This is a genomic window from Parasulfuritortus cantonensis (genome assembly GCF_004337445.1).
GTDB lineage: Bacteria > Pseudomonadota > Gammaproteobacteria > Burkholderiales > Thiobacillaceae > Parasulfuritortus > Parasulfuritortus cantonensis.
In genome coordinates, this window is the sequence record NZ_SJZB01000039.1 from 50,548 (window position 1) to 60,642 (window position 10,095).

The following is a 10,095-nucleotide window of genomic DNA, read 5'->3' on the forward strand; positions in this document are numbered from 1 at the left end:
CGACATGCCAGCACGTTCCCGACTCACCCTGTTCAGCGCCCTGCTCGTCCTGCTCGCCGTCACCCGGATCGGCCATTTCGGTACCGTCGTGAGCCTGCCGGATGCCTCCCTGGCGGTGTTCCTGCTGGGCGGCCTGTGGCTGGGCGGCCTGCGCTGCTTCGCGGCCTACGCCGCGACCGCCTTCGCGATCGACGTCTTCCTGGCCAAGAACGCGGTCGAGGCCGGCTGGTGCCTGACCCCCGGCTATGCCGGCCTGGTGGCCGCCTACGCCTCGGTGTGGCTGTTCGGGCGCCTGCTGGCGCGTACCCCGGAGTTGCCGGTCATGCGCTACGCCGGCATCGGCATCGCCGCCGTGCTGGTCCATTTCCTGATCGCCAACCTGAGCTTCTGGGCGCTGTCCGGCTATTTCGACGCCATGTCCCTGAGCGACTACGCCGCCTCGGTGGCGAAGTATCTGCCGCCCTACCTGGCCAGCACCGCGCTCTACCTGGCCCTGGCCTGGGTCGGCCAGCGCGTCCTGGCGACCCGCCTGGCCGGCCGCCACTCGCTCGGCTAGTCGCCGCCCCGGCGGATGCCGCCGCGCTCCAGGGCGCGCCGGATGGTCTTCATGTCGGCGTCGCCGTCCACGGTGCAGAAGTAGTGGAAGAACAGCTCCTTCTGGTAGCTGCCGTCGCGGCGCGCCTCGACCGGTTGCCAGGCCGCGTAGCGGTTGCGTGACCAACTGCCGTCCGGGTGCCCGAAGGCGTAGATCTTGTGCTCGCCGGTGGCGCAGCGCATGCCCTCGAAATTGACGTTCTCGGCACCGCCGGCAGTCCGGATCACCACCGTGTAGCGCACCACGCCGTCGCTCGCGGCGGTCACCGACGGGACGTCGACGAAGTAGTGGTGGCCGCCGCCGGCCGGCCCCATGTCCAGCTCGCGCAGGCCGGCCGGCTTGGGCAGCGGCGGCAACTGGGCCTCGATTTCCTTCCAGGGCTTCTGGTTGGCGTCGAAGTCGTAATCGAAGGTGCCCCATTGGCCGAACTTGTCCTCCGCCCAGCTGCCGGCCAGGGCGGGCCCGGCGAGCAGGAACAACACGAGTGCGCTAAGTGTTTTCATCGGACACCTCCTTGTCGGCGGGCATGATCAGGTTGGCACCCAGGACGCGACTGCCCAGCAGGTAAACGTAACCCGGCAGACGGTTGTCGCCGGTATCGGAATATTCGAAGAAGAACTCGCGCCGGACCCGCGTCCGCAGATCGTCGTCGCGGCCGAGACCGAACCCCTTGAGGGCCACGGTCTCGTCCAGGAGTTGCACGCCGGCGCGCTGGCACACCGCGCGCGCCGCCCGGATGGCGGCCTCGCGCTTGTTGAGTCCGTCCAGCCAGAACCAGGCCAGGGCGATCAGGCACAGCGCCAGGACCAGCTCCCAGCTCATTCAGGGGCGCCGCCGCCGTCCTGGCTGGGGCGCACCGGCGGCAGGAACAGGGCGCAGACCTGGTGCTCCCGGCCGCGCCGGCCGCGCACATAGGTACCCGCCACCTCCGCGGTCGCTTCGGCGGCCGGTGCGGCGGCCGGTGCGGCGACCGGTTCCGCGGCGGCCCGGACCGGCGGGGCCGGGGGCGCCGGCGGCTCCGGCAACGGCGAGATCGCCAGCTTGCGGTTGATGAAGCGCTCGACGCCGGCGAGCAGCTTGTCCTCGTCGCCGGACACCAGCGAGACGGCCAGGCCCGAGGCCCCGGCCCGGCCGGTGCGGCCGATGCGATGGACGTAGTCCTCGGGGTGGTAGGGCAGCTCGAAGTTGAACACGCAGGGCAACTCGGCGATATCGAGGCCGCGGGCGGCGATGTCGGTGGCCACCAGCAGCTTGATCTTGCCCTGCTTGAAACCGTCCAGGGCCTGCAGGCGGTCGACCTGGGTCTTGTCGCCGTGGATCGCGGCCGCCTCCACGCCGCGCCGCTGCAGGCGGCGGTAGAGCTTGTCGGCGGCGATCTTGGTCCGGGTGAAGACCAGGGCCTGGCTGATGTCGCGCAGGCGCACGACGCGCAGCAGGGCGTCCATCTTGTCGTCCTCGGGGACCTTGTGGACGACCTGCTCCACCGTCTCGGCGGCGGTGTTCTTGCGCGCCACCTCGACCTTGAGCGGGCTGTTCTGGAAGCTGCCCGCCAGGCGGGTGATCTCGTCGTTGAAGGTGGCCGAGAACAACAGGGTCTGGCGCTTGGCCGGGAGCAGGTTGAGGATGCGCTTGAGGTCGGGCAGAAAGCCCATGTCGAGCATCCGGTCGGCCTCGTCGAGGACCAGGAACTGGACGTGGTTCAGCAGCGCCAGCTTGTTGCCGGCGTGGTCGAGCAGACGCCCCGGGGTGGCGACCAGGATCTCGACCCCGGCGCGCAGGGCGGCCTCCTGCTCCTGCATGCCGACGCCGCCGAACACGACGGTGCTGCGCAGGGGCAGGTTCTTGGCATACATGGCGACGTTGTCGTAGACCTGGATGGCCAGCTCGCGGGTCGGCGCCAGGACCAGGGCGCGCACCGGGTGGCGCGCCGGCGAGGCGCTGGTGTTGGCGAACGGCTTCATCTTGTGCAGGAGCGGCAAGGTGAAGGCCGCCGTCTTGCCGGTGCCGGTCTGGGCCTGGGCGAGCAGGTCGCGCCCGGCCAGGACCAGCGGGATGGCCTCGCGCTGGATGGGGGTCGGCGTGACGTAGCCCATCGCCGCCACTGCGGCCAGGAGTTCGGGGGCGAGGCGGAGTTCCTCGAAGGTGTGGGCCGCCTCCAGGGCGGATGATTCGGTCATGGCTACTTCAACTTTTTCAAACGATCGATCGCCAGGCGATACCCTCGGACTGGTCCGCCACGGCGACCCAGTCCTCGGTACAGTCGAGCACGGCGGCCAGGGCGGCGCGGGCCAGTTCTGGCGTGTTGTTCTCCTCGGACAGGTGGGCGGCAACGACATGCTGCAGGCGCCGGCCATTCAGACTGCCGAGCAGGGATGCGGCGGCGGCGTTGTCCAGATGGCCGTAACGGCCCAGGATGCGCGCCTTCAACGTCGCAGGGTAACGGCCCCGGCGCAACCTGTCCACGTCATGGTTGCATTCCAGGGCCAGGGCGTCGCAGCCGTCCAGCATGGCGACCATGTGGGCGGTGACGTGGCCGGCATCGGTGAGCAGGCCCCAGCGCCGGGCGCCGTCGCCGACCACGTACTGGACCGGCTCGCGCGCGTCGTGCGGCACCGGGAAAGGCCTGAACTCCAGGTCACCCACCGCGAAGACGCCCTGGCTGTCGACCTCATGCACCCGGCCGATGGCCTCGCCGGCGCCTTCCAGCATGCTCCGGCAGCCCGGCGTGAGCCAGACTGGGCAGGCGTGCCTGGCGGCGAAGCGGGCAACCCCGCGGCCGTGGTCGCTATGTTCGTGGGTGACCAGGATCGCCGACACGTCGTCCGCCGCCAAGCCCAGCCGGGCCAGGCGGCCGGCCATCTCGCGCAGGCCGAAGCCGCAGTCGATCAGGACCCGGGTGGTTCCCTGTTCCACCAGCCAGGCATTGCCCTTGCTGCCGCTCCCCAGGCTGGCGAAACGCATGGCCTCAGCGGCCCCGCCGCGGCAGCGACGCCGGCCGGGCGCCGGACGCCGCTTGCCTGGCCAGGACCGGGGAGTCTGCCATGTCGGCTTACTTCAGTTGCTCGAGCAGCAGGCGGACGATGCGGTTGCCGGTCTCGTCGGTGGCCGGTTGGCCGTTTTCGCGATAGATGGCGACTTGGCTGTTGTCATCCTTGCCCGACACGGTGACCCGGTATTTCTCGCCCGACGCCTTCTTGTCGTCGCGCCAGAACGCCAGCTTGGAGAAGAAGCCCTCCTTCTCCTTCGCCGTCTGGGCGTCGAGGTCGGTGTAGCGGACGAAGTAGACGCCGGCATTGCGGTCGCGGTCCTCGACGGTGAAGCCGATCCGATCCAGGGCCAGGCCGACGCGCCGCCAGGCGCGATCGAAGGGTTCCGGCAGGGCCAGGCCCGGGGCGCCGTCGGCGGCCTTGGCCACGGTGGCCTGAGCGGCCGTCTTGGCGGCCAGCATGCTCTGGGCACGCGACTCCTCGACGCCGAAACGGACCATCAGGCGACGCAGCATCTCGGCTTCCAGTTCCGGATCGGCCGGACGCGGTTGCCAGACGGTACGGCCCTTGCCTTCGTCGCCACCGGTCTGGGTGCCCTCGTAGACCTCGTACATGCCCTTGTGGCTGATGTAGATCTCGGTACCCTTGCCGTCCGCGCTGGCCTCCAGGCGAGTCCGGAACTTGTCGCGCTCGGCAGTCGAATAGACCGAATCCAGCACCTTGCCGAGCATGTTGCGCAGGGCGTCCTGAGGGATCTTGGCGCGGTTTTCCGCCCAGTCGGTCTCCATCACCCCGGCCTCGGGCATCTCGACGTTGACGATGAAGCCCAGGCCCTGCCAGAAGTCCTTGACCACCGGCCAAACCTCCTTGGGCGGGACATCGACGACCAGCCAGCGTTCGCTGCCGGCACGCTCCATGTGCACCTTGTCGACCTGCGGCAGGATGGTGCTGCCGGCGGCAGCGGCCTGGGCACCGCGGGCCTGGTTGTAGTCCGAGTAGGTCGCCGAGCCGGACGACGTCGTGTTGGGCAGGCTGTAGCGGTTGTCCGCCGAGGGCACCACCAGATCGGGCGGTGCCTCCAGGGGCGGCAGCGTGCCGGCCGACTTGTAGTCGATCTTCTTGCTTTCCATGAGGGAACAGCCGCTCAGGGCCAGGGCAAGCACGGTGAGGGTGGCGATGCTGCGCATAGGGTGGATCACTCCTGGAGGGCGCCGGCTTCCCGCATGGCGGAGCGCAGCGTGTCGTGGTATTGCGGAGAAAGCGGGGTCAACGGCAGGCGGATGCCGGAATCGATGCGGCCCATCTCGGCCACGCACCACTTGACCGGGATCGGGTTGGCCTCGACGAACAGCTTGCGGTGCAGGCCGAGCAGGCGGAAGTTGATCTCGCGCGCCCGGGCCAGGTCGCCGGCCAGGGCCGCCGCGCACATCGCGTGCATCGCCTTCGGGGCCACGTTGGCGGTCACCGAGATGATGCCCTTGCCGCCCAGGAGCATGAGGACCATGCCGCTGGCGTCGTCGCCGCTGTAGACGGCGAAGTCCGCCGGCGCACGCTTGAGCAGGTCGCTGCCGCGTTCGATGTTGCCGGTGGCGTCCTTGATGCCGACGATGCCGGGGACCTCGGCCAGGCGCAGGACCGTGTCGTTGCCGATATCGGAGGCGGTGCGGCCGGGCACGTTGTAGAGAATCATCGGCAACTCGACCGCCTCGGCGATGGCCTTGAAGTGCCGGTACAGGCCTTCCTGGGTCGGCTTGTTGTAGTACGGCGCCACCGACAGGCCGGCGACCGCGCCGGCGGCCTTGGCGCAGCGGGTCAGCTCGATGGCCTCGGCGGTGGAATTGGCGCCGGTGCCGGCGACCACCGGGACGCGGCCGGCCGCCTGCTCGACCGCGGTGCGGATCAACAGGCAATGTTCCTCCGGCGTGACCGTGGGCGACTCGCCCGTGGTTCCGACGATGACCAAGGCGTCCGTGCCTTGGTCGATGTGCCAATCCACCAGCGCGCGCAGGCGCGGCAGATCGAGGCTGCCATCGGGCAGCATGGGAGTGACGAGGGCGACTAGACTGCCGGTCAACATGATCGAATCCAGCTTTCGAAAAGTGGAAATTGTAGCTGAAACTGCCTAACTCTTGATGGCGCAGAGACGTTGTACTCGGGCCGGCACCTCACCGCCGTCGACGACGTCCTCATAGGCGACCACGCGCATGTGACCGCGCACGGCCTCGAGTAGTTCGCCCGGCAGCAGCAGGTGCAACGGGTTGCGGGGCCGGCCGTACATCTGCTGACCGGCGGAAAAAGTGGCGTAGATGAGGACGCCGCCGGGCGCCAGCGCGTCGATCAGGTGCGGGAACAGCGGCCGGTGCAGGTAGTTGGTCACCACGATGCCCTGGTAGACGCCCGCCTCGAACGGCCAGGCGCCCGCCTCCAGGTCGTACTGGCGCCAGGTCACGCCCGGGGTGTCGCGGCATGGGGCCGAGGGGCCGAGGTCGACGTCCACGGCCTCCACCCGGTGGCCCAGCCCGGCCAGGAAGACGGCGTGCCGGCCGCCCCCGCAGGCCAGGTCGAGCACCCGGCCCCCGGCCGGGATCATGCCGGCCCAGCGGACCAGCCAGGGCATCGGCGTCATGGCGCCACCATGCCGCGCATGGCGGCGCCACCCGCCTCCACCGCCTGGCCCCAGAAACGCTCCAGGTAGGCGGGCAGGTACAGGATGGAGAAATACAGCACGAGGAACCCGGCACTGATGGTGATCGGGAAGCCAACCGCAAAGATATTCAGCTGTGGCGCCGCCCGGGTCATCATGCCGATGGCCAGGTTGGCCGAGAGCAGGGCGGCAGTGACCGGCAGGGCGATATGCAGGCCGGTCTTGAAGATCGCCGCCCCCCAGCCGGCCAGGACCAGGAAACCGTGCCCGGACGACGGCGTGAGGGCGATGGGGACATCCCGGAAGCCCTGCCAGAGCGCCGCGATGATCTGGTGATGGCCGTTGATCGCGAACAGGGTGAGGATGCTGGTGATGGTCAGGAACTGGGCCAGTACCGGCGTCTGGGCGCCGTTGACCGGGTCGTACAGGGTGGCCATCGACAGCCCCATCTGCAGGCCCATGAACTGGCCGGCGAACTCGAGCGTGGTGAAGACGATGCGGATGGCGAAGCCGAGTGCCAGGCCGATGGCGATCTGCTGCAGGAGCAGGAGCAGTCCCTCGCCGGACAGCAGGGCCACCTGGGGCGGCGGCGGCAGCGTGGGGGCGATCACCAGGGTGAGGACGACCGCCAGCCCGAGCCGGATCGTGGCCGGCGTGGCGCGGTTGCCGAGCAGCGGATCGAAGCCCAGCCAGGCCAGGATGCGAACCAGCGGAAAAAAGAAGAACGCCACCATCTGGTTCCAGTCGGCACTCGACAGGGCCAGCACGGTTGCGCCGCCTAACCCACCAGCGTGGGGATGTTGCCGTACAGGCGGACCACGAAGTCGACCAGCATGCGCAGCATCCAGGGGCCGAGCAGGACCAGGACCAGGAACATCACCACCAGCTTGGGGATGAAGGTCAGGGTCATCTCGTTGATCTGGGTCGCGGCCTGGAAGATGCTGATCAGGAGGCCGGTGAGGAGGGCGGCCAGGAGCAGCGGCCCGGCCGTCAGCATGGTCACCTCCATGGCCTGGCGGATGATGGCGATGACGGTGTCGGGCGTCATATCTGGTAGGTCGCCACGAGGGAGGCGATGAGCAGGTTCCAGCCGTCGGCGAGGACGAACAGCATGAGCTTGAACGGCAGCGACACCAGCATCGGCGACAGCATCATCATGCCCATCGACATGAGCACGCTGGCCACCACCATGTCGATGATCAGGAACGGGATGAAGACGATGAAGCCGATCTGGAATGCGGTCTTCAATTCGCTGATCACGTAGGCCGGCACCAGGATCTTCATGGGCGTTTCCTCCGGCCCCTGCAGCGGCGGATGGTTGGCCAGCTTGACGAACAGGGCGAGGTCCTCCTCCCGGGTCTGCTTGAGCATGAAGGCCTTGAGCGGCTGCGCGCCGACCTCGACCGCCTGGGCGAAGCCGATCTTGTTCTCCGAGTAGGGCTGCCAGGCCGTGTCGTATATCTTGTCGAACACCGGCGCCATGATGAAGAAGGTCATGAACAGGGATAGGCCGACGATGACCTGGTTGGGCGGCGTCTGCATGGTGCCGATGGCCTGGCGCAGCAGGGACAGGACGATGACGATGCGTGTGAACGAGGTCATCATCAACAGCATCGCCGGCAGGAAGGTCAGCGAAGTGAGGAGCAGCAGCGCCTCGATGCTGAAGGTGTAATTGGTGGTGCCGCCGGGCCCCGGCGAGCTGGTGAACGCGGGCAGGCCCTGGGCCGCCCAGGTCAGGCCGGGCATCAGCAGCAGGCCGAGCAGGAGCAGGCCGAGCAGGAGCAGGCGGCGCATGTCAGGCCCTGGGCCGGCGCAACAGGTCGGCCAGCTTGTCGGCGAAGGGCGGCGCGACCGGTTGCGGCGTCGTGTCGACGCCCTCGGGCTTGGCCAGGGTATGCAGCGTGCTGACGTGTCCGGCGGCTACCCCGACCAGTATCCAGGTGTCCTGGACCTCGACCACGACCACGCGTTCGCGCGGCCCCAGCATCACTCCGCCGACCACCTTGACCACGCCCTGGGCACCGCCCTGGCCCGGCCCGAAGCGGCGCAGCAGCCAGAAGAAGCCGTACAGCATGCCAAGCACCACGAGCAAGCCGACCAGGGCCTGCATGAAGGCACCGAAGGAGGAGGTCTGGGGCACCGCGTCGGCCGCGCGCGCGGCGAGCGGCATCATGCCTGAGAGCAGGATCACCGACCCGCGCGGCAAGGTCATCGGTTGATGCGGCGCAGGCGTTCGGCCGGGCTGATGATGTCGGTGAGGCGGATGCCGAACTTGTCGTTCACCACCACCACCTCGCCCTGGGCGATCAGGCAGCCGTTGACCAGGACATCCATGGGTTCGCCGGCCAGGCCGTCCAGTTCCACCACCGAGCCCTGGGCCAGTTGCAGCAGGTTGCGGATGGCGATCTTGGTGCGGCCGAGCTCGACGGTGAGCTGGACCGGGATGTCGAGTATGAGATCGAGATTGTTGGCCGCGGCCGGGTGGCCGTCCGCGGACAGATTCTGGAATATCTGGGCCTTCTGCGGTTCCGGCGCCGGCTTGGCCTCGGCACTGGCCTGCTCGGCCATGGCCGCGGCCCAGTCGTCCTCGGCACCGCCAGGGGTCTGCTCGACCGACTCCTGTTCGGCCATCGCCGCGGCCCAGTCGTCTGCCGTTACGTCTTTTTCCGCTTCTTCGCTCATCGCTTGACCCCGGCGATCGCCGCCCGCTCACGCCCTTGCAGGACCCGCTCGACCTTGAGGGCGAGTTGGCCATTTTTCTGGCCGTAATGGCATTCGAACAAGGGCACCCCGTCGACCTCGGCCACCACCGCCTCGGGCAAGTCCAGCGAGATCACGTCGCCCACCTTCAGGTCCAATATCTGGCGCAAGGTGATGTCGGCCTGGCCCAGGTGGGCCACCAGTTCGACCTCGGCGTCCTGAACCTGGAGAGACATCTCGGTCACCCAGCGTTCGTCCGCCTCCGCACGATCCGCCTGCATGGTGCTGGTGAGCTGATCGCGCATCGGCTCAATCATACTGTAGGGCATGCAGATGTGGAAATCGCCGCCCGAGGTCCCCAGCTCGATGTTGAACGTGCTCACCACCACCACTTCGGTCGGCGTGGCGATGTTGGCGAACTGGGTGTTCATCTCCGAGCGCACGTATTCCAACTGCACCGGATGGATGGGTTCCCAGGCCTTGCCGTATTCCTCGAACACCACATCGAGCATCTTGCGGATGATGCGCTGCTCGGCGAGGGTGAAGTCGCGCCCCTCGACCCGCATGTGGTAGCGGCCGTCGCCGCCGAACAGGTTGTCGACCACCAGGAACACCAGGTTGGGGTCGAACACGAACAGCGCCGTGCCGCGCAACGGCGGCATGTGGATCAGGTTCAGGTTGGTCGGGACGATCAGGTTGCGGACGAACTCGCTGTACTTGATCACCGATACCGGGCCGACCGAGATCTCCGCCGTGCGCCGGATCAGGTTGAACAAGCCGATGCGGAAGTTGCGTGCGAAACGCTCGTTGATGATCTCCAGGGTCGGCATGCGGCCCCGGACGATGCGCTCCTGGCGGCCGATATCGTAGGAACGAACCCCCCCCGCGCCTTCTTCCTCGGTGGCTTCCTCCGGTTCCCCGGTTACGCCACGAAGCAGGGCGTCGACTTCTTCCTGGGAAAGGATGTCGTCGGCCACGATCCCCCTATTGGATGATGAAGGCGTTGAACAGGACCTTCTTCACACCCTCGTTGGGCTGCTTGACGCCGAGGATGTCGTTGACCTGTTTGCGGATGTCGGCCGCCAGTTTGTCCTTGCCCTCCAGCACCGACAACTCCTCGGCCTGTTTGCTCGACAGCAGACGGATGATGGCGTCGCGCACCTCGGGCA

General features: G+C 68.1%; 15 protein-coding genes. 1 reads left to right on the plus strand and 14 read right to left on the minus strand.

What is annotated here, in order from left to right:
* Window positions 1–4 precede the first annotated feature (4 nt).
* Entirely contained in the window at window positions 5–556 is a 552-nt protein-coding gene (locus EZJ19_RS10415; protein WP_131447320.1) for a DUF6580 family putative transport protein, read from the plus strand.
* Here EZJ19_RS10415 and EZJ19_RS10420 read toward each other — a convergent pair.
* The 14 genes from EZJ19_RS10420 to EZJ19_RS10485 all read right to left on the minus strand — a co-directional run.
* Window positions 553–1,098, minus strand: a complete 546-nt coding sequence (locus EZJ19_RS10420; RefSeq protein WP_131447322.1) for a CNP1-like family protein — start codon at window positions 1,096–1,098, stop codon at window positions 553–555. The two genes, EZJ19_RS10415 and EZJ19_RS10420, sit on opposite strands and share 4 nt — an antisense overlap.
* Window positions 1,085–1,417 carry a DUF3301 domain-containing protein gene (locus EZJ19_RS10425; RefSeq protein ID WP_131447324.1) on the minus strand — a complete coding sequence of 111 codons (333 nt, stop codon included), beginning with the start codon at window positions 1,415–1,417 and terminating at the stop codon, window positions 1,085–1,087. Before EZJ19_RS10425 ends, EZJ19_RS10420 begins: the two co-directional genes overlap by 14 nt.
* On the minus strand, window positions 1,414–2,772 hold the full coding sequence (locus EZJ19_RS10430; protein WP_206199398.1) for a DEAD/DEAH box helicase: 1,359 nt from the start codon (window positions 2,770–2,772) through the stop codon (window positions 1,414–1,416). Before EZJ19_RS10430 ends, EZJ19_RS10425 begins: the two co-directional genes overlap by 4 nt.
* Before the next feature lie 16 nt (window positions 2,773–2,788).
* Window positions 2,789–3,556 carry an MBL fold metallo-hydrolase gene (locus tag EZJ19_RS10435; protein ID WP_131447326.1) on the minus strand — a complete coding sequence of 256 codons (768 nt, stop codon included), beginning with the start codon at window positions 3,554–3,556 and terminating at the stop codon, window positions 2,789–2,791.
* 88 nt (window positions 3,557–3,644) lie between these two features.
* The gene (gene bamC / locus EZJ19_RS10440; protein ID WP_131447328.1) at window positions 3,645–4,769 is read right to left on the minus strand and encodes an outer membrane protein assembly factor BamC; all 1,125 of its coding nucleotides are present in this window, start codon (window positions 4,767–4,769) and stop codon (window positions 3,645–3,647) included.
* 8 nt (window positions 4,770–4,777) lie between these two features.
* The gene (dapA, locus tag EZJ19_RS10445; protein ID WP_131447330.1) at window positions 4,778–5,659 is read right to left on the minus strand and encodes a 4-hydroxy-tetrahydrodipicolinate synthase; all 882 of its coding nucleotides are present in this window, start codon (window positions 5,657–5,659) and stop codon (window positions 4,778–4,780) included.
* Between the two features lie 45 nt (window positions 5,660–5,704).
* The gene (locus tag EZJ19_RS10450) at window positions 5,705–6,208 is read right to left on the minus strand and encodes a class I SAM-dependent methyltransferase (protein WP_131447332.1); all 504 of its coding nucleotides are present in this window, start codon (window positions 6,206–6,208) and stop codon (window positions 5,705–5,707) included.
* A complete protein-coding gene (gene fliR, locus EZJ19_RS10455; protein ID WP_131447334.1) occupies window positions 6,205–6,993 on the minus strand; it encodes a flagellar biosynthetic protein FliR in 789 nt (262 codons plus the stop codon). The genes EZJ19_RS10450 and fliR overlap by 4 nt, the downstream gene beginning before the upstream one ends.
* An 11-nt stretch (window positions 6,994–7,004) precedes the next feature.
* Window positions 7,005–7,274, minus strand: coding sequence for a flagellar biosynthesis protein FliQ (gene fliQ, locus EZJ19_RS10460; protein ID WP_131447336.1), 270 nt, complete (start codon window positions 7,272–7,274; stop codon window positions 7,005–7,007).
* Window positions 7,271–8,020: a flagellar type III secretion system pore protein FliP gene (fliP, locus tag EZJ19_RS10465; protein WP_131447338.1), complete on the minus strand. Its 750-nt coding sequence runs from the start codon at window positions 8,018–8,020 to the stop codon at window positions 7,271–7,273. The genes fliQ and fliP overlap by 4 nt, the downstream gene beginning before the upstream one ends.
* Window position 8,021: 1 nt before the next feature.
* Complete coding sequence (fliO, locus tag EZJ19_RS10470; RefSeq protein WP_131447340.1) at window positions 8,022–8,438, minus strand: flagellar biosynthetic protein FliO; 417 nt, start codon at window positions 8,436–8,438, stop codon at window positions 8,022–8,024.
* The gene (fliN, locus tag EZJ19_RS10475) at window positions 8,435–8,908 is read right to left on the minus strand and encodes a flagellar motor switch protein FliN (protein WP_131447342.1); all 474 of its coding nucleotides are present in this window, start codon (window positions 8,906–8,908) and stop codon (window positions 8,435–8,437) included. Before fliN ends, fliO begins: the two co-directional genes overlap by 4 nt.
* The gene (gene fliM, locus EZJ19_RS10480; RefSeq protein ID WP_131447344.1) at window positions 8,905–9,903 is read right to left on the minus strand and encodes a flagellar motor switch protein FliM; all 999 of its coding nucleotides are present in this window, start codon (window positions 9,901–9,903) and stop codon (window positions 8,905–8,907) included. Before fliM ends, fliN begins: the two co-directional genes overlap by 4 nt.
* Window positions 9,904–9,910: 7 nt before the next feature.
* Window positions 9,911–10,095: flagellar basal body-associated FliL family protein (locus tag EZJ19_RS10485; protein ID WP_206199399.1), on the minus strand; the 185-nt coding region annotated here is incomplete at its 5' end.

What these genes read in the sequence shown, in the direction of transcription:
- EZJ19_RS10415 (WP_131447320.1), top strand. Translation starts at nt 5, where the DNA reads ATGCCAGCACGTTCCCGACTCACCCTGTTCAGCGCCCTGCTCGTCCTG.
- EZJ19_RS10420 (WP_131447322.1), bottom strand. Translation starts at nt 1,098, where the DNA reads ATGAAAACACTTAGCGCACTCGTGTTGTTCCTGCTCGCCGGGCCCGCC.
- EZJ19_RS10425 (WP_131447324.1), bottom strand. Translation starts at nt 1,417, where the DNA reads ATGAGCTGGGAGCTGGTCCTGGCGCTGTGCCTGATCGCCCTGGCCTGG.
- EZJ19_RS10430 (WP_206199398.1), bottom strand. Translation starts at nt 2,772, where the DNA reads ATGACCGAATCATCCGCCCTGGAGGCGGCCCACACCTTCGAGGAACTC.
- EZJ19_RS10435 (WP_131447326.1), bottom strand. Translation starts at nt 3,556, where the DNA reads ATGCGTTTCGCCAGCCTGGGGAGCGGCAGCAAGGGCAATGCCTGGCTG.
- bamC (WP_131447328.1), bottom strand. Translation starts at nt 4,769, where the DNA reads ATGCGCAGCATCGCCACCCTCACCGTGCTTGCCCTGGCCCTGAGCGGC.
- dapA (WP_131447330.1), bottom strand. Translation starts at nt 5,659, where the DNA reads ATGTTGACCGGCAGTCTAGTCGCCCTCGTCACTCCCATGCTGCCCGAT.
- EZJ19_RS10450 (WP_131447332.1), bottom strand. Translation starts at nt 6,208, where the DNA reads ATGACGCCGATGCCCTGGCTGGTCCGCTGGGCCGGCATGATCCCGGCC.
- fliQ (WP_131447336.1), bottom strand. Translation starts at nt 7,274, where the DNA reads ATGACGCCCGACACCGTCATCGCCATCATCCGCCAGGCCATGGAGGTG.
- fliP (WP_131447338.1), bottom strand. Translation starts at nt 8,020, where the DNA reads ATGCGCCGCCTGCTCCTGCTCGGCCTGCTCCTGCTCGGCCTGCTGCTG.
- fliO (WP_131447340.1), bottom strand. Translation starts at nt 8,438, where the DNA reads ATGACCTTGCCGCGCGGGTCGGTGATCCTGCTCTCAGGCATGATGCCG.
- fliN (WP_131447342.1), bottom strand. Translation starts at nt 8,908, where the DNA reads ATGAGCGAAGAAGCGGAAAAAGACGTAACGGCAGACGACTGGGCCGCG.